Source organism: Streptomyces sp. NPDC094034 (assembly GCF_040303865.1).
Lineage (GTDB): Bacteria > Actinomycetota > Actinomycetes > Streptomycetales > Streptomycetaceae > Streptomyces.
The window spans coordinates 24,343-49,376 of sequence record NZ_JBEOUD010000048.1 but is presented as its reverse complement, the minus strand read 5'-3'; the positions used below and the strand labels follow the sequence as shown (position 1 = coordinate 49,376).

Annotated in this window: 25 protein-coding genes and 1 pseudogene; 9 read left to right on the top strand and 17 right to left on the bottom strand. The window is 70.7% G+C overall.

Annotation, left to right across the window (positions count from 1 at the left end):
- Positions 1-78 precede the first annotated feature (78 nt).
- On the bottom strand, positions 79-666 hold the full coding sequence (locus tag ABTZ59_RS31105) for a 2'-5' RNA ligase family protein (protein ID WP_351420706.1): 588 nt from the start codon (positions 664-666) through the stop codon (positions 79-81).
- A gap of 256 nt (positions 667-922) precedes the next feature.
- Positions 923-1,936 (bottom strand): tryptophan--tRNA ligase, encoded by a 1,014-nt coding sequence (gene trpS / locus ABTZ59_RS31100; RefSeq protein WP_351420661.1) that lies wholly within the window; start codon positions 1,934-1,936, stop codon positions 923-925.
- Between the two features lie 296 nt (positions 1,937-2,232).
- Here trpS and rocD point away from each other — a divergent pair, with 296 nt between their 5' ends.
- Entirely contained in the window at positions 2,233-3,438 is a 1,206-nt protein-coding gene (gene rocD, locus ABTZ59_RS31095; RefSeq protein ID WP_351420657.1) for an ornithine--oxo-acid transaminase, read from the top strand.
- A 161-nt stretch (positions 3,439-3,599) separates the two neighbouring features.
- Here the strand turns inward: rocD and ABTZ59_RS31090 are convergent, their stop codons facing one another.
- The gene (locus ABTZ59_RS31090) at positions 3,600-4,781 is read right to left on the bottom strand and encodes a glutathionylspermidine synthase family protein (protein WP_351420655.1); all 1,182 of its coding nucleotides are present in this window, start codon (positions 4,779-4,781) and stop codon (positions 3,600-3,602) included.
- Positions 4,782-4,821: 40 nt separating this feature from the next.
- Entirely contained in the window at positions 4,822-5,106 is a 285-nt protein-coding gene (locus ABTZ59_RS31085) for a hypothetical protein (protein ID WP_351420653.1), read from the bottom strand.
- A gap of 275 nt (positions 5,107-5,381) precedes the next feature.
- On the opposite strand from ABTZ59_RS31085, the pseudogene ABTZ59_RS31080 reads away from it, so the two are divergent.
- From ABTZ59_RS31080 to ABTZ59_RS31065, 4 genes and pseudogenes are all read left to right on the top strand, one after another.
- Positions 5,382-5,602 (top strand): annotated as a pseudogene (locus tag ABTZ59_RS31080) (hypothetical protein).
- On the top strand, positions 5,586-6,113 hold the full coding sequence (locus tag ABTZ59_RS31075) for a DUF6879 family protein (protein WP_351420651.1): 528 nt from the start codon (positions 5,586-5,588) through the stop codon (positions 6,111-6,113). The pseudogene ABTZ59_RS31080 and the gene ABTZ59_RS31075 overlap by 17 nt, the downstream one beginning before the upstream one ends.
- Positions 6,097-6,930, top strand: a complete 834-nt coding sequence (locus tag ABTZ59_RS31070; protein ID WP_351420649.1) for a helix-turn-helix domain-containing protein — start codon at positions 6,097-6,099, stop codon at positions 6,928-6,930. The genes ABTZ59_RS31075 and ABTZ59_RS31070 overlap by 17 nt, the downstream gene beginning before the upstream one ends.
- Before the next feature lie 196 nt (positions 6,931-7,126).
- Positions 7,127-8,317, top strand: a complete 1,191-nt coding sequence (locus ABTZ59_RS31065) for a methyltransferase domain-containing protein (RefSeq protein ID WP_351420645.1) — start codon at positions 7,127-7,129, stop codon at positions 8,315-8,317.
- A gap of 237 nt (positions 8,318-8,554) precedes the next feature.
- Here ABTZ59_RS31065 and ABTZ59_RS31060 read toward each other — a convergent pair whose 3' ends face one another.
- From ABTZ59_RS31060 to pdxR, 4 genes are all read right to left on the bottom strand, one after another.
- Positions 8,555-9,166: a hypothetical protein gene (locus ABTZ59_RS31060; RefSeq protein WP_351420642.1), complete on the bottom strand. Its 612-nt coding sequence runs from the start codon at positions 9,164-9,166 to the stop codon at positions 8,555-8,557.
- A gap of 9 nt (positions 9,167-9,175) precedes the next feature.
- Positions 9,176-9,337, bottom strand: a complete 162-nt coding sequence (locus tag ABTZ59_RS31055) for a hypothetical protein (RefSeq protein WP_351420639.1) — start codon at positions 9,335-9,337, stop codon at positions 9,176-9,178.
- Positions 9,338-9,474: 137 nt separating this feature from the next.
- Positions 9,475-9,864, bottom strand: a complete 390-nt coding sequence (locus ABTZ59_RS31050) for a VOC family protein (RefSeq protein WP_351420634.1) — start codon at positions 9,862-9,864, stop codon at positions 9,475-9,477.
- A gap of 206 nt (positions 9,865-10,070) precedes the next feature.
- Positions 10,071-11,534, bottom strand: coding sequence for a MocR-like pyridoxine biosynthesis transcription factor PdxR (gene pdxR, locus ABTZ59_RS31045; protein WP_351420629.1), 1,464 nt, complete (start codon positions 11,532-11,534; stop codon positions 10,071-10,073).
- Between the two features lie 47 nt (positions 11,535-11,581).
- Here pdxR and ABTZ59_RS31040 point away from each other — a divergent pair, with 47 nt between their 5' ends.
- Both ABTZ59_RS31040 and ABTZ59_RS31035 read left to right on the top strand, forming a co-directional pair.
- Positions 11,582-12,148 carry a carboxymuconolactone decarboxylase family protein gene (locus tag ABTZ59_RS31040; protein WP_351420625.1) on the top strand — a complete coding sequence of 189 codons (567 nt, stop codon included), beginning with the start codon at positions 11,582-11,584 and terminating at the stop codon, positions 12,146-12,148.
- Positions 12,148-12,885 carry an isocitrate lyase/PEP mutase family protein gene (locus ABTZ59_RS31035; RefSeq protein WP_351420621.1) on the top strand — a complete coding sequence of 246 codons (738 nt, stop codon included), beginning with the start codon at positions 12,148-12,150 and terminating at the stop codon, positions 12,883-12,885. Before ABTZ59_RS31040 ends, ABTZ59_RS31035 begins: the two co-directional genes overlap by 1 nt.
- A gap of 50 nt (positions 12,886-12,935) precedes the next feature.
- Here ABTZ59_RS31035 and ABTZ59_RS31030 read toward each other — a convergent pair whose 3' ends face one another.
- From ABTZ59_RS31030 to ABTZ59_RS31005, 6 genes are all read right to left on the bottom strand, one after another.
- Positions 12,936-13,448, bottom strand: coding sequence for a hypothetical protein (locus ABTZ59_RS31030; protein ID WP_351420618.1), 513 nt, complete (start codon positions 13,446-13,448; stop codon positions 12,936-12,938).
- A complete protein-coding gene (locus tag ABTZ59_RS31025; RefSeq protein ID WP_249948249.1) occupies positions 13,445-13,693 on the bottom strand; it encodes a helix-turn-helix transcriptional regulator in 249 nt (82 codons plus the stop codon). Before ABTZ59_RS31025 ends, ABTZ59_RS31030 begins: the two co-directional genes overlap by 4 nt.
- Before the next feature lie 172 nt (positions 13,694-13,865).
- Positions 13,866-14,855, bottom strand: a complete 990-nt coding sequence (locus ABTZ59_RS31020) for a malate dehydrogenase (protein ID WP_351420613.1) — start codon at positions 14,853-14,855, stop codon at positions 13,866-13,868.
- 317 nt (positions 14,856-15,172) lie between these two features.
- The gene (locus tag ABTZ59_RS31015) at positions 15,173-16,204 is read right to left on the bottom strand and encodes an XRE family transcriptional regulator (protein ID WP_351420609.1); all 1,032 of its coding nucleotides are present in this window, start codon (positions 16,202-16,204) and stop codon (positions 15,173-15,175) included.
- 438 nt (positions 16,205-16,642) lie between these two features.
- A complete protein-coding gene (locus ABTZ59_RS31010) occupies positions 16,643-17,395 on the bottom strand; it encodes a DUF3017 domain-containing protein (RefSeq protein ID WP_351420606.1) in 753 nt (250 codons plus the stop codon).
- A 38-nt stretch (positions 17,396-17,433) separates the two neighbouring features.
- On the bottom strand, positions 17,434-18,303 hold the full coding sequence (locus tag ABTZ59_RS31005) for a bifunctional methylenetetrahydrofolate dehydrogenase/methenyltetrahydrofolate cyclohydrolase (RefSeq protein ID WP_351420603.1): 870 nt from the start codon (positions 18,301-18,303) through the stop codon (positions 17,434-17,436).
- 269 nt (positions 18,304-18,572) lie between these two features.
- Here ABTZ59_RS31005 and ABTZ59_RS31000 point away from each other — a divergent pair, with 269 nt between their 5' ends.
- Positions 18,573-19,172 (top strand): proline-rich domain-containing protein, encoded by a 600-nt coding sequence (locus ABTZ59_RS31000; protein WP_351420599.1) that lies wholly within the window; start codon positions 18,573-18,575, stop codon positions 19,170-19,172.
- Between the two features lie 251 nt (positions 19,173-19,423).
- Here the strand turns inward: ABTZ59_RS31000 and purH are convergent, their stop codons facing one another.
- Entirely contained in the window at positions 19,424-20,986 is a 1,563-nt protein-coding gene (gene purH / locus ABTZ59_RS30995; protein WP_351420596.1) for a bifunctional phosphoribosylaminoimidazolecarboxamide formyltransferase/IMP cyclohydrolase, read from the bottom strand.
- Positions 20,983-21,618, bottom strand: a complete 636-nt coding sequence (purN, locus tag ABTZ59_RS30990; protein ID WP_351420593.1) for a phosphoribosylglycinamide formyltransferase — start codon at positions 21,616-21,618, stop codon at positions 20,983-20,985. The genes purH and purN overlap by 4 nt, the downstream gene beginning before the upstream one ends.
- A gap of 281 nt (positions 21,619-21,899) precedes the next feature.
- Here purN and ABTZ59_RS30985 point away from each other — a divergent pair, with 281 nt between their 5' ends.
- A complete protein-coding gene (locus tag ABTZ59_RS30985; protein WP_351420588.1) occupies positions 21,900-22,940 on the top strand; it encodes a hypothetical protein in 1,041 nt (346 codons plus the stop codon).
- Here ABTZ59_RS30985 and ABTZ59_RS30980 read toward each other — a convergent pair.
- Complete coding sequence (locus ABTZ59_RS30980; RefSeq protein ID WP_351420584.1) at positions 22,930-25,020, bottom strand: cell division protein PerM; 2,091 nt, start codon at positions 25,018-25,020, stop codon at positions 22,930-22,932. The genes ABTZ59_RS30985 and ABTZ59_RS30980 overlap by 11 nt on opposite strands.
- Positions 25,021-25,034: the final 14 nt, after the last annotated feature.

The following is a 25,034-nucleotide window of genomic DNA, read 5'->3' as shown; positions in this document are numbered from 1 at the left end:
AGGGGGAGAGCGGGACTCCGAGGGGGCGAGGCGGGACTCCGAGAGGGAGGGCGGGCCTCAGCGCAGGGAGGTCGGGCCTCAGCGCAGGGAGGTCGGCCGGTCGACGGGGGTGGTCTGTGGGGGCACCCCCGAGATCTCCGCGCCACCCCCGAACGCGTACTCCTGCAACTTGCGCCACACGGCGTCCGCGCCCTGCTCGTACAGCGCGAAGGAGGTGCAGCTCCAGGCCGCGCCGTACTCGGACAGCTCCTCGTAGGCCCGGTCCATCGCCTCCTCGGCGATGCCGTGCGCCACCGTCACATGGGGGTGGTACGGGAACTGCAACTCGCGGACGAGCGGGCCCGAGGAGTCCCTGACGCGCTTCTGGAGCCAGGTGCAGGCCGACGCGCCCTCGACCACCTGGATGAAGACCACCGGCGAGAGCGGGCGGAACGTACCGGTGCCGGACAGCCTCATCGGGAACGGCCTGCCGGCCGACGCGACAGCGGCGAGATGCGCCTCGATCGCGGGCAGCGCCGACGCGTCGACCTCGGTGGGCGGCAGCAGCGTGACATGCGTGGGGATGCCGTGCGCCGCGAGATCACCGAAGCCCGCACGCCGGTCCTGGATCAGGCTGCCGTACGGCTCCGGGACCGCGATCGAAACGCCGAGCGTTACGGTCCCCACATCGATCTCCTCAGTCCCGTGGTCCATGTGTCGATGGTCTGTGTCTTCGCCGCCGCTCGCCAGTGTGACGGTCGCACCGCCCGGCCCGCCAGCGGCGACCCGAGCGGTGCGACGCGGCGGCGCTCCGGTCCGGCGCACCCCACTGACCTCCGGTGTCTTCGCTCCGGACCGCCCTCCGCGCCGGTGCGCCGCCGGTGCGCCACCGATGCTCCTCGGTACCGCGCCAGTACTCCGTCGGTGCGTGGCCCGTACTCCGTCAGTGCTTGGCGGGGAGGAAGCCGACCCTGTCGTAGGTGCACGCCAGCGTCTCGGCCGCGACCGCACGGGCCTTTTCCGCGCCCTCGGCCAGGATCGAGTCCAGCGTCTCCGGATCGTCCAGATACTCCTGCGTGCGGGTCCTGAACGGGGTGACGAACTCGACCATCGCGTCCGCCAGGTCCGTCTTCAGCGCACCGTAGCCCTTACCAGTGTATTTCTCCTCCAGCTCGGCGACGGTGGTGTCCGTGAGCGTGGAGTAGATCGTGAGCAGATTGCTCACCCCGGGCTTGGTCTCGGTGTCGAACCGGATCTCCGTGCCGGTGTCGGTGACCGCGCTCTTGATCTTCTTCGCGGTGGCCTTCGGCTCGTCGAGCAGATTGATCAGGCCCTTGGGGGTGGACGCGGACTTGCTCATCTTGATCGTCGGGTCCTGGAGGTCGTAGATCTTCGCGACCTCCTTGACGATATGCGGCGCCGGGACCGTGAACGTCTGTCCGAAGCGGCTGTTGAAGCGCTCGGCGAGATCGCGGGTCAGCTCGACATGCTGCCGCTGGTCCTCCCCGACCGGGACGGCGTTCGCCTGGTACAGCAGGATGTCGGCGACCTGGAGGATCGGGTACGTGAAGAGCCCGACCGTGGCGCGGTCCGCGCCCTGCTTCGCGGACTTGTCCTTGAACTGCGTCATCCGGGAGGCCTCGCCGAAGCCGGTGATGCAGTTCATGACCCAGGCGAGCTGCGCGTGCTCGGGCACATGACTCTGGATGAAGAGCGTGCAGCGCCGCGGGTCCAGACCGGCGGCGAGCAGCTGGGCAGCGGCGAGACGGGTGTTGGCGCGCAGCTCGGCGGGGTCCTGGGGAACGGTGATCGCGTGCAGGTCGACGACCATGTAGAAGGCGTCGTGCGTTTCTTGCAGCGCGACGTACTGGCGCACCGCGCCGAGGTAGTTCCCGAGGTGGAAAGAGCCTGCGGTGGGCTGGATTCCGGAGAGCGCGCGGGGACGATCAGAGGCCATGTTCACCATTCTCTCAGGTATGACCGACAGGTCGGGAACGGAGAGGGGGCGGGACCGGCGGGAGACAGTGCGGGAGGTCGTGCGGGACGCCGTACGGGAGATCGTGCGAGGAGGAGGCGGACGACGGGGCCTACGGTCTCCCGGCGTCCGGCCTCTGTTCAGCCAGGGCATGCCGAGGGCAAGGTTTCCTCGTCCACACTGCGAGCGACGATAGAAAGTGGGGCCGTGCCCCGCCCGTACCGCACAGCTTGTCCCGTAGACCCCGCACAGCTTGTCCTGACCGATCGGAGAAACCCGTGTCGACAACGGAGAGCGCCATCGCCTCGGCGGAGGCCCACAGCGCGCACAACTACCACCCGCTGCCCATCGTGGTCGCCTCGGCGGACGGCGCCTGGATGACCGATGTCGAGGGGCGGCGCTTCCTCGACATGCTCGCCGGGTACTCGGCTCTCAATTTCGGCCACGGCAACAGAAGGCTCATCGACGCCGCGAAGGCGCAGCTGGAGCGGGTGACGCTCACCTCACGCGCGTTCCACCACGACCGGTTCGCCGACTTCTGTACACAGCTGGCCGAGCTGTGCGGCATGGAGATGGTGCTGCCCATGAACACCGGGGCCGAGGCGGTGGAGACCGCCGTGAAGACCGCCAGGAAGTGGGGCTACCGGGTCAAGGGCGTGCCGGACGGCATGGCGAAGATCGTCGTGGCGGCCAACAACTTCCACGGCCGTACGACCACGATCGTCAGCTTCTCGACGGACGCGGAGGCGCGGGCGGACTTCGGCCCGTACACGCCGGGCTTCGAGATCGTTCCGTACGGGGATCTCACCGCGATGGACGCGGCGATGACCGAGAACACCGTGGCCGTACTCGTGGAGCCGATCCAGGGCGAGGCCGGGGTCCTGGTGCCGCCGGCGGGCTATCTCGCCGGGGTTCGGGAGCTGACCCGGCAGCGGAACGTGCTCTTCATCGCGGACGAGATCCAGTCGGGCCTGGGCCGGACGGGGAAGACCTTCGCCTGTGAGCACGAGGGCGTGGTGCCCGACATGTATGTCCTCGGCAAGGCGCTGGGCGGCGGCGTGGTGCCGGTGTCGGCGGTGGTGTCCTCGGCCGACGTGCTGGGCGTGTACCGGCCAGGCGAGCACGGCTCGACCTTCGGCGGCAATCCACTCGCCTGCGCGGTGGCGCTGGAGGTCATCGCGATGCTGCGGTCGGGCGAGTTCCAGCAGCGCGCGGCGGAGCTGGGTGACCATCTCCACCACGAACTGGGCCTGCTGACGGGCGGCGGAGCGGTGGAGGCGGTACGGGGCCGTGGCCTGTGGGCGGGGGTGGACATCGTGCCGTCCCGCGGGACGGGCCGGGAGATCTCGGAGCGGCTGATGGACCGGGGCGTACTGGTGAAGGACACGCACGGCTCCACGATCCGGATCGCCCCGCCGCTGGTGATCAGCAAGGAGGACCTGGACTGGGGCCTGGACCAGCTCAGGGCGGTACTGGCCGACTAGGTCCGTCCGCGTGTCCTCGAAGTAGCGCCGTCCGCGCGGGGCGGCCCCGGCGGCGGCCGGTGCGCGCGATCGCACGGCGGAGGGTCTCCCTCGTACTGGACGTACTGGGGAGACCCGACAACGCGGCGAGCGTGCGCGCAGGCCCATCCGCCGGACACGTCCTAGAGGATCACGTGCGGCAGGAAGCGGGCGTACCCGTCGGTGATCAGACCCGAGGACTCGCGGATGCCGAGGCCCGCCGCCTCGTCCTCGACCACCCACGCGCCGAGCACCACCCGGTTGCCGTCGAAGTCGGGCAGCGGTGCCAACTCCTGGTAGCAGCAGGGCTCGTCGCGCGGCACCGGGGGCGCCCCCGGCTGATGGATCGTGACACCGGCGCCTTCCCTGCCGAGGAGGGGCTTGGCCACATAGCCGCGGGAGACGGCCAGTTCGCGGGGGCCGTCGAGGTACGAGGGCAGCAGGTTGGGGTGCCCCGGGTGGAGCTCCCAGAGGATCGCCAGGAGCGCCTTGTTGGAGAGGAGCATCTTCCAGGCGGGTTCGATCCAGCAGGTGGTGCCCGTACCGCCACCGTTGTCCAGGGTGTCCTGGACGTACGGGCCGAAGCGGTCGGTGGCCAGCCACTCCCAGGGGTAGAGCTTGAAGCAGCTGCGGATGAAGCGCAGCCGGTCGTCCACGAAACGGCCCGACAGCCGGTCCCAGCCGATCTGTTCGACGGAGAGCGCCTCCGTCTCCAGGCCGGCCTGCTCGGCGGTCTCGCGCAGATACGCGACCGTCATCAGGTCCTCGCCCAGTTCGTCGCCGTCGGAGTGCGCGAAGTGCACCGGGCCGGGCGGGAGGAGGCCGGACTGCCGTTTCCAGGCGGCGACCAGCCGTTCGTGCAGGGAGTTCCACTGGTCGGCGTGGGGGAACCGGTCCTCCATCCAGAACCACTGGGCGCTCGCCGCCTCGACCAGTGAGGTGGGGGTGTCGGCGTTGTACTCCAGCATCTTCGCCGGACCCGCGCCGTCGTAGTGCAGATCGAACCGACCGTAGATGGAGGGCAGTTCGGCGCGACGCCGCCAGGACTCGGCTATCAGGGCGGCGAGCCGGGGGTCGGTGATGCCGAGATCGGCGAAGCGGTCGTGCTCGACGATATGCGCGGCGGCGCCCAGACACATCGCGTGGAGCTCTTCGACGACCTCTTCGAGCGCCTCGACCTCGGGCAGCGTGAAGGAGTAGTAGGCGCTCTCGTCCCAGTACGGCCGCAGCGAGTCGTCCGGGTAGCGGGTGAGCGGATAGATGACGCCCTGCTCCTCGACAATGCGCTGCCAGTCGGGGCGGGGCCGTATGGTGTGACGTTTCATCAGCGGATCAGCGGATGCGCGGTCGGCCGGCCAGGACCACTCAGCCCCCGCCGGAGCCGGAGGCACAGCCGAAGCCGCCCCGGTCGACGGCGGACTTGTCGAAGCTTCCGCCCTCGACCTTGCCCTTGCTGCTCGACCCTCCGTAGTAGTACGAGCCGCTGCCACCGCTCTTGCACTCGGAGCTCGGCAGGGTCTGCCGGGTCGTCCGGTCGGCGCACCGCTTGTCCGGATCCGAGCCGCAGGACGTGATCGTGACGGCGAGGACCCCCATGCTCCCGAGCACGACCGTGCTCGACCTCAGTCTTCGTGGACGCGTAGCCGTCATGTCCCTGCCCTTTCCCCCGTTGTTGTGAACACAATAAGCGGCTCCACCGCCCTGCCGTAAAGGCGGTACGCGGCGTTTCCTCATCCAGTGCCCCGCTAGAGCCCTTATGTGCATGTGGGGACGATCTGCACCCGCGGCTCCGCGGCCTGCTCGGCGTCCGCGCGGTGACTTTATGCGACAACGCGCATAGCCGCGCCGACGCGTAGACGGTCGGGCACGACCCTCGTACCGTCGTGGTCAACGGTCCCCACCGGCACCGTGAACCGGGAGGTTGCATGTCTGAGCGCGCGGAGCTTACCCGTCTTACGGGTGCGGGCAACGGCGACGGAAGCGGAGAGTGCGGAGAAGACGACTGCCCGAACGTGTACGCCACCGACCGAGGGTCGTTCGTCGTACAGGGGGATGTCTTCGATGGCTTTGAGCCGCCCGAAGGGGAGGGTTTGTCGAGATCCCGGAGAGCGTTCTGAGGGAGGCGATCCGTGTACTTGGATGGTGACGAGTGGCGGGCGATGTTCCGAGAGTTCCGCTCAGAGGCATGGCGACTTGAGACCTTGCCGCAATACCTCGTACCACAAGAGGATGGAGAGTTCGCGGCTTTCCGTTCCGGTAGCCGGATCGATCCTTACACATATTCATCCAGCTATACGAAAGATTTGAAGCGACTCCGCGAAAATGGACGAACCAAGGGGCGCGTGCATGTCGTGGCACAACCGCTCTCCGAATATCTTCAATTCGAGTTCTCACGCTACTACGCGCCGCACGCGCTGGCATTCGAGGACATCAGGATTCTTGACGTAACGGGCCGAGAGAATCCCTTGGAGAATGTTCAGGACTTCTGGATGTTCGATCGGTCAACGGTCGTCCTCATGCACTACAAGGCTGACGGTACGCAGATCAATCGCGAACTGTACGCCGGTGACCCCGCTCCGTTCGTCGAGCGCCAGCGCGTCGCGATCGCCGAGTCCGTCCCGTTTCTGGAGTACGTGAAGGGTGACGTTCGATCCTGAGCAACTGGGCCGGTCGACTCATGAACTGGCCGTGATGCTCCGCACCCTGCGCAAGCGAGCCGGCCTCTCCGGGGATCGGCTCGCGGCACGTTGCAACATGTCGCAATCGAAGGTCAGCAGAATCGAGAGCGGCAGGGTTCGCCCCTCCCTGGTCGACCTGGAGCAGATCCTCAGAGCCGTTGACGCGCCCCCCGATACGGTTGCGGAAGTCAACACGCTGGCCAGGATCGCGAATACGGAATGGCGGAATACGCGGGACCTGAGGCGTAAGGGACTCGATAGCCGACAGGCCGAGTTGAAATCGCTCGAAACGTCCTCCACCGAGATGCGCTATTTCCTGCTATCCATGATCACGGGGCTTCTGGCGACTCCGGAGTACGCGCGAGCGAGCCTCGCTCATTCCCCGGCTGACACCAGAAAAGCGGTGGCGGGAAAGTTGGAGCGTCAGAAGATTCTCTGTAACACCTCCAAGAATTTCCACTTCCTGCTCACGGAACAGGCCGTGAGGTGGCCCGTGGTCGGGCCACTCGCTCTCGCTGAGCAGATCGACCGTTTGACCTCTCTCACGTACCTGCCGAACGTGAGGCTCGGCGTGATCCCTACCGGGACTCCCACCCCGACCACACCCATGAACACATTCACGGTCTATGACGCCACACTCGCAACGGTCGAGACGCTGACCGGGAGCCTCGTCCTGCGTGATGGACGCGACGTTCGCAGTTGCCTCGAAGCGTTCTCCGGCTACGAGGAATGCGCCCTGTTCGGTGAGCGTGCGAGAGCGAAGCTGGCTGAATGGTCGGCTGCTTGCCGTTCTTGATCTTTAGTCCACAACGGGCATGAAGCTCATGGGCGATCACCATCCGGGTAAATCGTTGCTTGCGTCAGCAGAAACGATGTCGAGGAGGACAACATGGGCAAGCACGACGGCAACAAGGACTTTGGCGAGTCGAAGCCGAGCCCGGATACCCAGCAGCCGAAGCCCGAGCCCAAGCACAAGGACAAGGGAAAGTGACGTGAGAGGGACAAGGGAAAAGGCGGAAGTCGCCAAGCAGAGTCTGCTCCGCGCGATCAAAGGCGACTTGGGCTCACTCGCCCCCGAGTGGGAGCGCGCGTTCGTGGCGGCTCCTCGACACCGCTTTCTGCCATCGCTCATCTGGCTGGACGTCAAGGACCGATGGGTGCCGTGCGTCCGGGAGAAGGAACCCGGGCGGTGGCTGGAGGCCGCCTATGCCAACAGCCCGGTCGTTACCCAGGTCAACGACGGCCGGCCGCCGGGCGCCGACGGGGTGTGGCCCTCGTCGTCGGCATCGGCCCCCTCCATCGTCTTCCGCATGCTGGAGATGCTGGACATCCACGACGGCATGCGCCTCCTCGAAATCGGCACGGGCTCCGGCTGGAATGCCGGATTGCTCGCCGCTCGCCTCGGCGGGGACCGGGTCACCTCGGTGGAGGTGGACCGTGCGCTCGCCGAACGCGCACGTGATGTCCTTGCGGAGAACGGCCACGGCCCGCTGGTCGTGTTCGCTGACGGGGCGGAGGGATACAGCGGCCGGGCCCCGTACGACCGCATCGTCTCCACCTGCTCCGTGAGGAGGGTGCCGTATGCCTGGGTGGAGCAGTCCCGACCCGGCACTGTGGTGCTGACTCCATGGGACAACCCATGGTTCTGCTACGGCCTTCTCCGCCTGGTGGTGGCCGAAGACGGCACTGCCTCGGGCCGGTTCGCTCCGCACTCCGCTTTCATGCTGATGCGGGGGCAGCGTTCCGACATCCGGCTGTTCCGGGACTTGGTCCGCGACGAGCACCGGCCCGACGAGTCCTTCACCGGGCTGTCGCCGTGGAAGGTCACCACCAGCGACCGGTCAGCGCGTTTCGGGGTCGGGCTTTGGCTGGGCGACGTGTGGCACGCCTGGGACGAAGACCCCGAGGAGAACGGTGCCGAGGCCCGGTTGTGGCTCGCCACTACCGATGCCTCGTCCGGCTCCTGGGCCGCCGTCGACTGGGACGGAAAGCAGAAAGACCGGTTCAGGGTGCGGCAGTACGGACCTCGCCGCCTGTGGGACGAGACCGAAGCGGCTTATCAGCGTTGGCGCGCGGCCGGGGATCCCGGTCCGGAGCGCTTCGGCCTGACGGTCACGCGGGACGGTCAGGTGCCTTGGATCGATCGCCCGCCCACGGGAATCGGCCGCGCCACCCTGGTGTAACCGCACTGCTGGAATCCCTAGCGGCCACGGTTACCACGACGGCCCCGCGTCCGGGCTTCCCGCCGCCGGGCCGTCAACGCACCGCCGGGGCTCAGTGGCCGGCCGCGCGGCGGATCTCGTCTTCCGCCGGGAGCAGGTCCGTGATCATCTCCCAGATCCGCTTCGAGTCCGTCCTCGCCAGCCGCACCGCGCTCGCCGGGCCCACCTGCCCCGGGGCGACCGGCTCGGCGGAACCGCTCAGGACTGGCTCTCCACGAAGAGGCGGGTGGACCGCGAGAAGGCGGCCCGTACGGCGCCGCCCCTGGTCAGTGGGGCCCGGTCCACACCCGCGAAGAGCGCGACGAGCGCGATGTCCGCGGCGACGGCCCGGCCCGTCACCCGCACCACCAGCTTCCTGCTCGCGCCGATACCGGACTGCTTGGCCGTGATGGAGACTCCCGGATCCTCGTTGTCGGCCTCCCTCAGCAGTACGTACCGCTTCCGGTTGACCGCCCACAGCCGGTAGTGGTCCCCGCCGTATGTGAAGTGCAGGGCACGGGCCTTGTGCGTCAGCCCGAAGCGGTCGCGCCGCAGGTACACCATCGCGTCGCCGACCCTGAGAGTGGACCGGTTGAGCGTCGGCAGGTCCGCCGCCTCGGTGTGGATGCCGCGGGTCTCGAACGTCGCGGTGGGGATGAGGGTGCCGCGTACCTCGGAGGCCACGCTGCCCGGGGTGGTCTTCCTGGGCAGCGGGCAGGTCAGCACTATCTCGCCGAACTCCGGTGAGGTGCCCCGGTATCCGGCGCGCCGCTCGTGTGTGCGGCCCTCCTTCCAGAACTCCAGCGTGATCGGGGCGGTGGCGGTATGCATCGGTTTCCTTCAGTCGAACGGGTTGAGGGCGCCGCCCAGCTTCCTCGCCCCGTCGGCGATACCTTCTCCGATGTCCGACGCCTTGTCACCGAGCCAGTCCCCGGCCTTGTCGAGGCCCTTGCCGCTGGCCTCGTGATTGTCCCGGATCAGAGCACCCCGCCTAGGCGACACCGGTACCGACGGAGGTCGCGGCGGCGCCAGGCCGAGCGTAACGGGGTTGGGCGCCATGGTCAGAGCCGTCATCGGGGCGCTGAACGCGGTCCTGGCATCGGGACGCGGCGCGCCAGGGCGGCCGGGCGGCCCCGGGCTCAGCTCGCGCCTGATCCGTAGGGACGGGTGATCGCTTCCATCGCGTGACCGTCGGGATCCAGGAAGTACACGCCGCGCCCGCCGTCGTTGTGGTTGATCTCGCCGGGACGCTCGCGGTGCGGATCGGCGTAGTACGTGAGCCCGGCGTCCTGGATCCGCTGGAAGATCCCGTCGAACTCCGCCTCGGTGACCAGGAAGGCGTAGTGCTGTGAGGTGATCGACGCTTCTGGGGTGGTCGCGAAGTCGAGGGTGACGCCGTTGCTCAGTTCCACGGGGATGAACGGGCCCCATTCGTCCCCGGCCTCAAGGCCGAGGATCCGCGCGAGGAACTCGGCGGACTCCCGCTTGTTCTTGGAATGGACGATGGTGTGATTCAGCTGGATCGGCACTGTCGAATGCCTCCGTAAGGGCCAACTCACCGACACCTCCATGCCTCACCGGGACGGTGACCGACACGCGATGCCGTACGGCCCAGCGTAGGCCGGGCCCCGGGGCGCTGTCTCGCCCGTTACTCCCTACGGACCCGGTACGGCGGTACGGCACGATGCCCCACCGGCACGACGCCCGGCTCCGGCACGGATCACGGCACTACGGCTCACGGCAGTACGCGGCACAGCGCGTCCAGCGCGCCCGTCCACGCGCTGTCCGGCGGGGTGGCGTAGCCGACGACCAGGGCGTCGCGCCCCGACGGGGTCTCGGGGTGGACGAATTGGGACAGGCCCTCCACCGCGAGCCCCTGCCAGGCCGCCGCCTCGATGACCGGGCGTTCGCTGCCGGGCGGCAGTTCGAGGACGGCATGCAGGCCGGCCGCGATTCCGCTCACGCTGATGCCGGGCGCCCGTTCCGCCAGCGCCCGTACGAGCTGGTCGCGGCGGCGCCGGTAGCGCAGCCGCGAGGAACGGACATGACGGTCGTACGCGCCCGAGGCGATGAACTCCGCGAGCGTGAGCTGATCGAGCGCGCTCGACGCCCACTCCGTCTCCCCTTTCGCCGCCACCACCTCTCCGGCCAACTCCCCGGGCAGCACCAGCCATCCGAGCCGTAGCCCCGGCGCCAGGGACTTGCTCGCCGTGCCGAGGTACACGACCCGCTCGGGGTCGAGCCCTTGAAGGGCGCCGACCGGCTGGCGGTCGTACCGGAACTCCCCGTCGTAGTCGTCCTCCAGGATCAGCCCGCCCGTACCGCGCGCCCAGTCCACGGCCGCCGCGCGCCGGTCGGGGTGGAGCGCGACACCCGTCGGGAACTGGTGCGCCGGAGTCAGCAGCACCGCGCCGACGCCGCGGGCGCCCGCCGGGTGGGACAGCCCGGCCAGGTCCTCGGTGCGCGTACCGCGCGCGTCCAGTGCGAGCGCGGGGGTCCGCAGCCCGGCCGCGGTGAGCAGATTCCGGTGCTGGTCGAGGCCGTACGACTCGGTCGCCACCGCGCGCACCCGGCGCGCGACCAGGACCTTCCCGAGCAGCGACAGCCCGTGGACGAAGCCCGAGCAGACGACGATCCGCCCGGGGTCGGCGTACACGCCGCGCGCCCGCGCCAGATAGTCGGCGAGGACGGTACGCAGCTCGATCCGGCCCCGGGGGTCGCCGTACCCGAAGGCGTCGTTCGGCGCGGCCGTCAGCGCCCGGCGGGCGGCCGCGAGCCACTGCGCCCGGGGGAACGCGGCGAGGTCGGGGGCGCCAGGCAGCAGGCTGTACGCGGGCCCGCGGCGGACCGGCCGCGTTCTGGGCGCGGCGGGCGCGGCTCTGCGGGGCGCGGCGCGCCGGGCCACCCGGGTCCCCGAGCCCTGCCGCGCGGTGAGCCAGCCCTCGGCGACCAGCTCGGCGTACGCGTCGGCGACGGTGTTACGGGCGATGCCCAGATCGGCGGCGAGCGAGCGGGAGGACGGCAGCCGGGTGCCGGGCGTGAGGCGGCCCGTGCGGACGGCGTCGCGCAGGGCGTCCATGAGACCGGAGCGCAGCCCTGAGCGCCGCGCCGAGCGCGCCCCCGAGCGCGACCCGGGACCGCGCAGCTCCAGATGCAGATCGACACCCGCGATCGACGCATTGGCCCAGGAATCCGTCATGGAAGTGGACCATACAGGGGTGCCATTGGGCGCGTAGCGTCGTACTCATGACGACGAACACGACGACGAACACAACGACGGCGAACACGACGGCGGGCACTGCGGGCACGGCGGGCACTGCGGGCGCCGGCAAGGGGTACGCCCCGGAGCACACCCCTCGCCTGGACATGGCCAAGCTCGCCCCCGAGGTGTACAAGGCCATGGTCCGGCTGGACGCGGCGGCCCGGCGGGGCGTCGATCCGACCCTGCTCGAACTGGTCAAGATCCGCGCCTCCCAGCTCAACCACTGCGCGTTCTGCCTCGACATGCACACCAAGGACGCGCTGGCGGCCGGCGAGTCGGTGGAGCGGATCATTCAGCTCAGCGCCTGGGAGGAGTCGCGGCACTTCTACACGCCGAAGGAGATCGCGGCGATCGAGCTCACCGAGGCGGTCACCGTACTCACGGACGGTTTCGTGCCGGACGAGGTGTACGAGAAGGCCGCGGCCCACTTCGACGAGACCGAGCTGGCCCATCTGATTTCCGCGATCACGGTGATCAACGCCTGGAACCGGTTCGGGGTGACCACCCGGATGACCCCCGGCCACTACACCCCCGGTCAGTTCAAGCACTGATGACGGCCACGGCCTTCCGCGCCCTGCACCACGGCCGGGCCGCCGCCGACCCGCTGGTCCTGCCGGGCCCGTGGGACGCGGCCGGCGCCCGCGTCTTCGCCGACGCCGGTTTCCCGGCCCTCGCCACGCCGAGCGCGGGGGTGGCGGCCTCGCTCGGCTACGAGGACGGCGCGACCCCGCCCGACGAGATGTTCGCCGCGGTCGCGCGGATCGCGCGCGCCGTCTCCGTGCCCGTATCGGCCGATGTGGAGGACGGCTACGGCCTCGCCCCCCGCGAACTCGTCGGCCGCCTGTGGGACGCGGGCGTGGTCGGCTGCAATCTGGAGGATTCCTCCGGGGGCATCCTCAAGGACCCGCACCGGCACGCGGACTGGCTGGCGGAGGTACGGGCGGCGGCGGGCGACGCCCTCTTCGTCAACGCGCGCGTCGACACGTTCGTCCGAGGCGTCGACGACCCGGCGCGGGCGGTGGCCCGCGCCCGTCTCTATGTCGCGGCGGGCGCCGACTGCGTCTACCCGATCGCCGCGCCACCCGAGACGCTGCCCGCGCTCAGGGCGGGGATCGAGGGCCCGCTCAACGCGATCGCCCTGCCGACGGGCCCGTCCCCGGGGGAGTTGGGCGCGCTGGGCGCGACCCGGGTCACGTTCGGCCCCCTCCTGCAACGGCGCGCGATGGCAGCGCTCAGGGAGATCGCGGACCGGCTCCAGGACCCGGCTGCCCGACTCCCCGGCCCCTGACCGGCGTCCGCGGCCCGGACGTCCGCGACGACGACGTCCGGGTTCCCCGATCACTCGTCGTCGGGCTCGTCCCGTACGGTCAGCCCGGCCACCCACATGGGCATCAGCCAGTGCGGGACCAGGACCGCGATCAGTACGGGAGCGACCAGCGCCTCCATCCGTACGTCCCCGAGCCCGCCGAGGAAACCGAAGCCGACGGCGGCGGCCAGCAGCAGGAGCGTGGTCAACCGATGGGCGCGCGCGAGGACGCTGTCGCGCTCCGTGAGCTGACGTTCGTCCAGCGCGCGGGCGCGCAGTTGCAGCAGCCCGCGCGTGGCGCCATTGATCGCGCCGGTCGCCACGCACCATGGCAGCAGCGCCGCGAGGAGCACGACGAGGGGCCACCACCGTTTGTGCTCGGCGAAGACCACGGCGATCCACGCCGCTTCGAAGATGACGGTCAGCGCGATATGCGCGCAGACGAGCGCGCGCCTGCGGGCGGCCGTCGCGTAGAGCGGGTGCCCCTCGCGCCTGTTCATCAGCGTGTGCATCCGCCGGTCGTAGTTGGTCAGTCCTGTGGTCATCGTCGCTTCCTCCCGTAGACCTCGTCCGTGAGCGGGCTGAAGGGTTCGAGGGAGAACAGCGCCTCCACGGGGAGGTCGAAGAACTCCGCGATCCTCAGCGCCAGGTCGAGGCTGGGGTTGTACTGACCCCGCTCGATATAGCCGACGGTCTGGTAGTGGGCCCCGACGGCCTCGGCCAACTGCTGCCGGGACACCTTCCGTTCGGCTCTGACGACGGCCAGCCTATTGTGAACCTGCTCGCTCATATATAAGAAGTACTACATTCGAGTGAAGGTACGCAACAGCTCGCACGGATGCGCTGCGGCATCCCGGCAGCTCTCCGCACACGAAAACGCCCCCGGAACTCGCTGAGAACCGGGGGCGTTCGGGGGAAGTGGTGAGTGGTGGGTGGTGAGTGGGAGGAAGGGGCGAGTGGGGTCAGATCAGACCGAGTTCGCGCACCGCGTCGCGCTCCTCGGCCAACTCCCGCACCGAGGCGTCGATCCGCGTCCGCGAGAAGTCGTTGATCTCCAGGCCCTGGACGATCTCGTACGCGCCGTTCTTGGTGGTGACGGGGAAGGAGGAGATCAGCCCCTCCTCCACGCCGTAGGAGCCGTCCGACGGAATGCCCATGGAGGTCCAGTCGCCCTCGGCCGTGCCGTTGACCCAGGTGTGGATGTGGTCGATGGCGGCGTTGGCGGCGGAGGCGGCCGAGGACGCGCCACGGGCCTCGATGATCGCCGCGCCGCGCTTGGCGACGGTCGGGATGAAGGTGTCGGCCAGCCACGCCTCGTCGTTGACGGTCTCCGCGGCGTTCTTGCCGGCGATCTCGGCGTGGAAGATGTCCGGGTACTGCGTGGCGGAGTGGTTGCCCCAGATCGTCAGCCGCTTGATGTCGGAGACGGCGGCGCCGGTCTTCGCGGCGAGCTGCGAGATGGCGCGGTTGTGGTCGAGACGGGTCATCGCGGTGAAGCGCTCGGCCGGTACGTCGGGCGCGGCGGCGCGTGCGATCAGCGCGTTGGTGTTGGCCGGGTTGCCGACGACGAGGACCTTGATGTCGTCCGCGGCGTGGTCGTTGATGGCCTTGCCCTGCGGCTTGAAGATGCCGCCGTTGGCGGCGAGCAGGTCGCCGCGCTCCATGCCCTTGGTACGGGGGCGGGCGCCGACCAGCAGCGCCACATTGGCGCCGTCGAAGGCGACGTTCGGGTCGTCCGTGATCTCGATGCCGCTGAGCAGCGGGAAGGCACAGTCGTCCAGCTCCATCGCGGTGCCCTCGGCGGCCTTGAGGCCCTGGGGGATTTCGAGGAGACGCAGCTTGACCGGCACATCCGAGCCGAGCAGATGGCCGGAAGCGATGCGGAAGAGCAGCGCGTAGCCGATCTGGCCGGCCGCGCCGGTGACGGTGACATTCACGGGAGTGCGGGTCATGGCGATCTCCGTAAGACAGCTGGCGGTGGGGGTCCCTGCCCCTGGTGCGGGGACATCTCCCCGTCGCTGAACTGAATCTTGACGTGAAGAGATATCCAGCGGTCAGGCTATCCGACCCGGGACACCCCGAACCCACGCACCCTTGTGGCACGGCTCACGACAGGGGCGGGACGGCGTGGCGGCCTCGTGGTGCGGGGGCGCGGCGGCCTCACGGGGTGGCGGGTGGCGGGTGGCGGCCTCACGGCGGCGTGGCGTTGCGGGCGGTGCGGGGTGGTGGCGGCCTCTCGGGGTGGCGGGGGTGCGGCCCTGGGACCGGGTCACCGCACCGGCGTGCAGCCCGTCTCGCCCGAGGCGAGCGTCGCGCATGCCTTGGCACCCGCGGAGTCAGGTGAGGCGACCATCGGGGTGTAGGCGTTCGTGGCCGTCTCCACCTCGCCGGTCTGACCGCTCGTCTCCCCGCCCGCGGTGATCCGTACCTCGTCGCCCATCGCCGCCTGGGTGATCCGCGCCCAGGCCGCCGAGCAGGTCTTGCTGTAGCGGACCTCGATCAGGGCCGTACCGACGGTCGCGCTGGAGACGGTCTCGACGAACTCGCCGCCGCATCCCATCTCTTCGGGGTCCTTCCCGGTGCAGGCGTCGCCGCCGCACTTCACCCCGGCCGGCAGTACGGGGGCGCTGCTGGACGGCGAGGGCGACGGGGACTGGGCGACGGCCCGCTCGCCGCCGTCACCACCGAGATCGGTCAGCAGGACCGCGGCGGCGACCACCAGCGCCGCGCCCACGACACCCGCCACGAAGATCGTCAGCTTTCGCCGTCCGCGCTTCGGGCCACCCGTCGGCGACGGCCCGGCCGGAGACGGGCCACCCGGCCGCGACGGACCGCCGGGACCCCGCTGCTGCGGTACGGAGGGCGCCCCGGGCACGCGCACGACACCGAAGTCGACGGTCGTACCGGCCGGCCGGTCCCCCGAACCGCCGGGCCTGCCGGAGCCACCGGCCGGGTGCTGGCTGAACTCCCCGAGCGCCGACCGCGCCTGGGAGATCCGTATCGCTTCCATCGTCATGTCGTGGCGCATCTCGGACCGGCTCCAGGCGCGCTCCGCCAGCTCCCACATCGTGGTCAGATGCCCCTGATGCGTGCCCGTCACCTCGGCCAGCGCGACGATCGCGCCCTTGGGCGCGAGCAGCCGCCCGTTCAGATAGCGCTCCCACGACGTCTTGCTGTAGCCGGTCCTGTCGGACAGGGCGGCGATGCTCAGTCCACTGCGGTCGACGAGCCCGCGCAGCTGGCTCGTGAACTCGCTGACCTCCGGATCGAGCCCGTCCGGCAGCGCCTTCCAACGAGGCATTCTTTGCCCCCCCTTGTCCCCCCGCACGTGGTGGATGTGCCCCGTGCTGTCACCCCCCGCCACCCGCCGCCCTCCCCGGCGATGGGCGGTGCCCTCCCCCTGCCGCTTCCCGCGGTGGGCCCCCAGGCCGGGCCACCCATGTCGGGCTACCCACAGGGATGCACCGGGCAAGGATGTCAGTTCCTCGATCGACAGCGCACAGGAGCATTCGGGACGGTTTTCACGCCCCGTTGCGCGCCCCGTACCGAACCCCGCACAGTCTCGCATCCGTTGCCCGTTGATCACACCACGGCGGAATGGTCACTTCCGTGCACAGGCACCGGGCGGGCCTTGGAACGGTGGCCGGTCCTCGACGCTTGTCGACGGTGTCGTGGTACCCGTGTCCGCCACGGCCGTGTCCGCCGCCGTCATACGCCGTGACACGCGCCGCCGTGGGACCTAGGGAACCGACGAGTGGACGACATCCTCCAGGAACGGGATCTCCAGCCACGGCTTGGGCTGCGTCATCAGGCTGAGCAGCACGATCGCGAGGCCCAGGAGGCCGTACGTCAGCATGTCGGTGTAGCGCGACCGTACGGCCAGCATGCCCACGGAGGGCAGTACGCGCCGCAGGACGGCGCCGCCGATCAGGGCGATGCCGATCAGGATCGTGCCGACCCTGAACGCCTCCGGGAAGGGGTGCGTGCCGACGACCAGCAGTCCGAGAGCGATCGTCCCTAGGACACTGAGCAGGGGCCACTGCCGGGCGGGCGCCGAGGCGTCCGAGGGCGCGGCCCGGCCACCGCCCTCGGGCCGCGCGGTGTCCTTGGTGAGCGAGAAGCGCCGGCCGCGCTGCTCAGAGGCGCCGGTCGTGCCAGAGGCGCCGGTCATGCCCGAAGCGACGGTCCTGTCCGGGGTGACGGCCGTGTCCGAGGCTCCGGTCGTGCCCGAAGCGGGGCCGGTCCTGTCCGGGGTGCCGGTCGTGTCCGGGTCCGAGGGGGCCGTACGCCCCGTGCTCCCCGTTCCCGCCACAGCGCCGGTGACCTCCGTCTCCGTGCCCGCCGTACGCTCCACCGCCACCGTGCTCTCCCCGCCGACGCCCGCGGCGGTCGCGGAAACGGGCTCCGTGACCGCCTGCCCGTCGGCCTCCGACGCCTGCCGTGTCCCGCGCCCCGACCGCGCCGCGTCGCCCGCGCTCGTACCAGCACCCATCACTGGCGCCCCTTTCCGGTTCCGGTTCGGCTCGCCGTTCAGCCCGCGTCCGCGACCGCGACGGCGCGTTCGGCCGCCTCGACCACATTGACGAGCAGCTGGGCTCGGGTCATCGGACCGACGCCGCCCGGGTTCGGCGAGATCCAGCCTGCCACGTCGGCGACGTCCGGATGGACATCGCCGACGATCTTGCCGTCCCCGTCCCGGCTGACCCCGACATCGAGGACGGCCGCGCCCGGCTTCACATCCTCGGGCTTGATGATGTGCGGCACCCCGGCGGCGGCCACGATGATGTCGGCCTGCCTGAGCTGCGCCGACAGATCACGGGTGCCGGTGTGGCACTGCGTGACCGTCGCGTTCTCCGACTTACGGGTCAGCAGGAGCGGGATCGACCGGCCGACGGTGATCCCGCGGCCCACGACCACCACATGCGCGCCCTTGATCTCGACGCCGTGGTGGCGCAGCAGCTGGATGATGCCGTACGGGGTGCAGGGCAGCGGCCCCGTCTCGTTGAGCACCAGCCGGCCGAGACTCATCGGGTGCAGCCCGTCGGCGTCCTTGGCCGGGTCCATCAGCTCAAGCACCCGGTTGGTGTTGATGCCCTTGGGCAGCGGCAGTTGCACGATGTAGCCCGTGCACTCGGGATTGGCGTTCAGCTCCTCGACCACGGCCTCGATCTCCGCCTGGGAGGCGGTGTCGGGCAGTTCGCGCTGGATCGAGGCGATACCGACCTGGGCGCAGTCGCGGTGCTTGCCGTTCACGTACCAGCGGCTGCCCGGGTCGTCACCGACCAGCAGGGTGCCGAGCCCGGGTGTGACGCCCCGCGCCTTGAGGGCCGCCACGCGGGCGGTCAGATCGGACTTGATCGCGGCTGCGGTGGCCTTGCCATCGAGAATCTGGGCGCTCATACCCCCATCCTCGCGGATGACCCCTCCACTCTTCCAATTCGTGTCCCGTCCTGAGACGACCTGGGCATTCGCCCGCCCCGTCACGGGCATCGCGGGAGGTTGCGCTTGCACAACGCCCATCCGTAGCGACTGGACAAAATAAGAGGTAGATAACACGATTACGGGCGCAGTACGCGGCCATCGACGGGGGGAAGACCGCTCACTTCTGAGAAGTTCCTCCTCCCCGTTGGGTCGCACCGTCCCCGCATTACCAACGGAGGAACCCCGCCATGAGCTTCGGCGACCCCAACAACCCGTACGGCCAGCAGCCCCCGCCCGGATCCGGCCAGCCCCAGGGCCAGCCGGGCTACGGCTACCCGCAGGGTCAGCCGCAGCAGCCCGGCTACGGCTACCCGCAGGCGCCGCCGGTCCAGCCGTACGGCGGCGGTGGCTTCCCGGGCGGCCCGACGGAGATGCCGGGCGGGGTGAAGGCCGCGCGCGTGATGCTGTGGGTCATCTCCGGTCTCTGTCTGATCGGAACGCTGATCTTCTTCGGCGCCGCGGCGTCGCTCAACGCGGCGAAGGACAACGAAACGCTGCAGAGCGACTCGCAGTTCCAGGACCTCGTGGATCAGTCGAGCGGCGTTCTCTACGCCCTCGGCGCGCTGGCTCTCGTGTGGCTGGTGCTGTCGGCGGTCCTCGCCACGAAGGTCAAGAACGGCGGGAACGGCGTCCGTGTCACTCTCATCGTCTTCGGCGTCGTGACCGCCATCCTCGCCATCTACCCGTTCACGGTGTTCGGCATCGTGCACCTCGTTCTCGCCATCCTGATCGCCGTCTTCGCCGGCAAGTCGGACGGCGCCGCCTGGTTCCAGCGTCCGCGCCACTGACGGTTCATCAGCTCATCACCTCGTCAGCGAACCGTCAGCGCGCTCACTGACGGTCCGCCGACACGCTCCTCGGCGTGACACCCGCAGGCGTGACCCGCAGGCGCGACCCGGATGACATGAAGGCCGTAATCCTCGCCGTTCGGCGGGAGATTACGGCCTTCCGGCGTTTCCGCATTCCGGTGTTTCCGCATTCCGGTGTTTCCGCGCCTCCGCGTCCCCCCGCCCTCGTCGGCAGGGGGACGCGGGGGGGCTCAGTGGAAGAAGTGCCGCGTCCCCGTGAAGTACATCGTCACGCCCGCCTTGCGCGCCGCCTCGACGACCGACTCGTCACGGACCGAACCACCCGGCTGCACCACCGCCTTGACGCCCGCGTTCAGCAGGATCTCCAGCCCGTCGGGGAACGGGAAGAACGCGTCGGACGCGGCGTACGCGCCACGCGCCCGCTCCTCACCGGCCCGCTCCACCGCGAGCTTCGCGGAGTCGACGCGGTTGACCTGGCCCATGCCGACGCCCACCGACGCCCCGCCCTTGGCGAGCAGGATCGCGTTGGACTTGACCGCGCGCGACGCCTTCCAGGCGAAGGCCAGTTCGCGCAGGTCGGCCTCGGAAAGCGCGTCGCCGGTCGCGAGCGTCCAGTTGGCCGGGTCGTCACCGTCGGCCTGGAGCCGGTCGGTTACCTGGAGCAGCGCGCCCCCGTCGATCGGCTTGACCTCCACGGTCGCGGACGGAGCCTCGGGACAGCGCAGCACGCGGATGTTCTTCTTGCGGGCCAGCACCTCGACCGCGCCGTCCTCGTAACCGGGCGCCACAATAACCTCGGTGAAGATCTCGGCGACCTGCTCGGCCATCGCCACGGAGACCGGACGGTTGACGGCGATCACCCCGCCGAACGCGGACAGCGGGTCGCAGGCGTGCGCCTTGCGGTGCGCCTCGGCCACATCGTCACCGATCGCGATACCGCACGGATTGGCGTGCTTGATGATCGCGACACACGGCTCGGCGTGGTCGTACGCGGCACGGCGCGCGGCGTCGGTGTCCGTGTAGTTGTTGTACGACATCTCCTTGCCGTGCAGTTGCTCGGCCTCGGCGAGACCGCCCTCGGCGCCCGTGTAGAGCGCGGCGGGCTGGTGCGGGTTCTCGCCGTACCGGAGCACGTTCTTCCGCGTGTACGTGGCGCCCAGGAAGTCCGGGAACCCCGAGTCGTCGGGTGCCGCGTAACCCTCCGCGAACCAGGCGGCCACCGCCACGTCGTTCGCGGCCGTGTGCTGGAACGCCTCGGCGGCCAGCCGCTTGCGGGTCGCCAGGTCGAACCCGCCGTCCCGTACGGCGCCGAGGACATCCCCGTACCGCCCGGGGCTGGTGACGACCGCGACCGAGGGGTGGTTCTTGGCGGCGGCGCGGACCATCGAGGGCCCGCCGATGTCGATCTGCTCCACGCACTCGTCGGGGGTGGCGCCGGAGGCGACCGTCTCGCGGAACGGGTAGAGGTTCACCACGACCAGGTCGAACGGCTCGATGTCCAGCTCGGCGAGCTGCTCACGATGCGAGTCGAGCCGGAGGTCGGCGAGGATGCCGGCGTGGACGCGCGGATGCAGCGTCTTGACCCGGCCGTCCAGGCACTCGGGGAAGCCGGTCAGCTCCTCGACCTTGGTGACCGGCACCCCTGCGGCCGCGATCCTCCCCGCGGTGGAGCCGGTCGAGACCAGGGTGACGCCCGCCTCGTGCAGCCCGCGGGCCAGCTCTTCCAGGCCCGTCTTGTCGTAGACGCTGACCAGCGCTCTGCGAATGGGGCGCTTCGTACCTTCGGCGGTCACTGGATCGTTACCTTTCGTCCCTCAATGCGATAGCCGTGCCGGGCCAGACGCCCCACGACCTCGACGAGCAGGCGTCGCTCGACTTCCTTGATGCGCTCATGGAGAGCGTCTTCATCGTCCTCGTCCCGCACCTCGACCACGCCCTGCGCGATGATCGGGCCGGTGTCGACACCGTCGTCGACGAAGTGGACCGTGCAGCCGGTGACCTTCGCTCCGTAGGCGAGCGCCTCGCGCACCCCGTGGGCACCGGGAAAGCTGGGGAGCAGCGCGGGATGGGTGTTGACGAACCGCCCGCCGAAGCGCGCGAGGAACTCCTTCCCCACGATCTTCATGAAACCGGCCGAGATCACCAGATCCGGCTCGTGCGCCGCCGTCGCCTCGGCGAGCGCCGCGTCCCAGTCGTCACGGCTCGGGTAGTCCTTCACCCGGCACACGAACGTGGGCAGCCCGGCGCGCTCGGCGCGCTCAAGACCCGCGATGGAGCCGCGGTCGGCGCCGACGGCCACGATCCGCGCGCCGAAGGCCACCGGATCGTCACCGATCGCGTCGAGCAGAGCCTGCAGATTCGTACCGGATCCGGAGACCAGGACCACGAGCCGGGCCGGGCGGGCGGAGGAGGGCGGGGAGGCCACGGCGGGCGCCTTTCTGCGACAGCGTTGTGCGAGCGGCAGCTTGACTTGACTCTGCTTGAGTCGTCGTACGGTTTGTGTGGTCGTACGAACGAATCACGTCCCCCGATACGGGGAACTCTACGAAGAAGCCGACCGTCAGCAACGATACCGGCACACCAAGCGGCCCCCACGGGACGGGGGCTTGGCCGGGAGGTAGCGTCTGGGGACAGGGTTCGTCTCCAGGGCGGGCCACACGAGACAAGACCCCCGCGCACTGGGTCTGAGGGGAAGACGTTCACCTGATGTCGGACCGACGCCGCCGCACGGCGCTCCACCTCCCGCCGCCTTCTGGGCCGGTGCTGCTGCCGCGGGAACGCCAGTCCTCTTCCACCGGCTCCACCGGCTCCACCGGCTCCACCGGGCCTTCGGGAACCTCCGGGCCCTCCGGGGCACCGGGCTCCTCCGGGGCACCGGCTCCGCAGTCCGCGGGCTCCGGCTCGCCGGAGTCGTCCTCGTCGGGCTCCGCCGAGGACAATCCGTTCGCGCCGCCGCCCGAGGGAAGGCCCGACCAGCCGTGGCAGCCGCGCCATCCCGAGCACGGCGGGAACTCGTCGAGCGACGGATCCGGCCAGTCGCGGGGCGGCTGGGGCAGCCAGTGGAGCAGCCGCCAGCCCGGCCGCTCCCCGGGCGGCTTCGGCAGCCGTCCCGGTGGTCAGAACGGCCAGCACGGCCAGAACGGTCAGGGCTCCGGCAAGGACGGGCCCGACGGAGGCCGCGGCGGACTGCGCTGGGACCCGACGGACCCGGCCCAGCGCCGCGCCCGCTACGCCCTGCTCTCCGGGATGTGGGCCTTCTTCTTCGCGCTCTTCGACTTCCCGGAGATCGCGCTGCTGCTCGGGGCCCTGGCGCTGTACTGGGGCATCAGCTCGCTGCGCAACAAGTCCAGGACGTCGTCGTCGGACACCGACGGCGCACCCGACGGCACGTCCCCGGCGGCGGTGCGGTCGGCCGGTACCCCGGCACAGACCGCACAGCCAGGACAGACGGCGCAGCTGACGCGGACGGGACAGGCAGGAGAGGCGGGACGGGCGGCGGCGTTCGGCGGGCCCGGCCAGTCCGGAGCCGCGCTCCCGGCGTCGAACAGGCCGCAGACCACCGCGGCGGTGAGCGGGCTGGTGACAGCCGTCATCGCGCTGGCGATCGTGGCCACGACCTTCACGGTGCAGCTGGTGTACCGCGACTACTACACATGCCTGAACGACGCCCTGACGACCACGGGCCAGCTCTCCTGCAACGATCTGCTGCCCGACTCGCTGGTGCCGGTCTTCGGCGTCAAGGAGTAACCGGCCCAGGTCCTTCGTCCGCATCGGAGCCGCCTTTCCTGAGGGAGGGCGGCTCCGGCGCGCGCGACCCCGGCCCTGGGGCCCGCGTCCCCGGCCCTGGGGTGGGCGAACCTGGCGCCGGACCCGCGGTGGGGGAGCCTGGGGTCGGACCCGCGGTGGTCGCGCCTGGGGTCGGGGAGCCCGGGGTCGGGGAGCCCGGGGTGGGACGCTCGCCGGGCGGCGGTGACGTGGCTGGGCAATCGGCCATCAGACCCCCCGACACCTCCTTGAACGCGGCCCAGCGCGCCTCCCGGGCCCCGCGCTCATGCCAGGCCTCGGCCGGCAGGAAGTCATACGGCTCGAAGTCCGGATCGAACGCTTCCGGCCGGCCGGCTCCCGCACCGCCCGCACCCCCGGCGCCCCCACCCGCGCCGGTACGCGCCCCGGCCTCCGCCGCCTCCAGGATGTCCAGGCCGCCGATCGCCTCGCCCGCCTCCGACGCGGCGCGGGGTGCCGACGCCGCCGCTTCCGTGGCTCTCCGCCCTCTCAGCCGCCGCCAGGGAGCCCGCCGCCAGGGAGCCCGCCGCCGCGACCGCCGCTCCGGAGCACCGGACTGGGCACTCCCGTTCCCGCTCCCGCTCCCGGCCCCTGCCCCTGCTCTGGAGCTGGTCACAGTCCCGGTCCTGGACTCGGCCGGAGCCCCGGTCCTGGGCTCGGCCAGGGCACCGGTCCTGGGCTCGGCCGGAGCCCCGGCCCCCGCCGGGGCCCTCGTCGCGGGGAGCGGTTCGGCCGCCGGTACGTCCTTCAGACGTCGCTCCCGGAGTCGCCAGAGGCGGAGCAGCAGCGCTGTCGGCACGCCGAGCGTCACCGTCCACGCCAGCGCCGCGGCGCCCGTCAGCCACCAGACAGGACCGAACTCCGCCAGTCTGCCGTTCCCCAGCGGGCCGCCCGCGAGCCCCGCGAACACCGCCGTCAGCCCCGCGCACACGACACCCCCGAGCGCCGCCGTCAACGCCGTCCCGCGTGCGCTCCACGCCTCTTCCCGCACCGCGAACGGGGGCGCGGCCACCCGTACGGTGAACCACGCGACCGCCAGCCCCGCGACGGCCGGCACCCCGGCCGCCGCCCAGTTCGCCGCCGTGCCAGGACCTTCCGGTACGGCGGCGAGCAGCGGGAAGGACGGCAGCGCGGGTGGGCCGACGACCCCGAGCGGGGTGGCCGTCGCTGTCGTACCGAGCGCGAAGCCGGGCCCCAGGCCGTAAGCGGCGCCCCAGACCGCCGCGTTCGGCACCAGGGCCAGCCCCAGCAGCAGCACGGCGACCCGCCCCGACCAGTCGCCCGCGAGCTGGACGAACGAGGTGTGTGCCGGATCTCCGTGCCATACGAGCGAGGCGCCGACCAGGAGCGCGCCGCCGCCCACCAGCAGCAGGAAGGCCGCCACCCCCGACCGCCCCGCGACGACGACCCCCCGGCGTCCCGCGGGCGCCCAGACCATACGGGCCAGCGGCCTCCGTACCGCCCCGGGCAGCCGCTGGGGCAGCGGCACGCGCGGACAGCCATGCGCCGTCCATGCCCCGGCCGCCGCCGAGAGCACCGTCAGCACGGGCAGCGTGAGCGCCGCGCGCAGTGGGTGCGCGGTGAGCGCGCCGCCCCCCGCGTAGAGCACGGCAGCCCCGCCGACCAGCAGATATCCCCCGGACACGGTGCATACGGCGCCGAGCCCGGTGAGCTGGGGCCGTCCCTCGTCGGGTTCGAGGGCGTCGCGGGCGGCGCGGTAGGCCAGCCAGGCCGGCAGACCCATTAGGAGCAGCGGTACGACTCCGATGGGCGCGGGGGTCCCGGAGAGGGTGTCCGGGCGCATCAGCTCGACGCCGTGGCCCAGCAGCCAGAGCCCGGCCGCGATGTGCAGAGCACCGTCCGCACCGCTGTCGGGGAACGGTGAAGTGATCCACATCGCCATCACCAGCACGGCGATGGCGCCGAGCCCGAGGCACGCGGCGATGGCCCCACGGAGAACGGCGGAGGTCAGTGCCGCGGCCTTACCACGCTCAAGGGCCCCGGCCGAGGACAACGGCGCACTGTGTTCGGTCAATTGGGTCACGAACTCATGCTGCC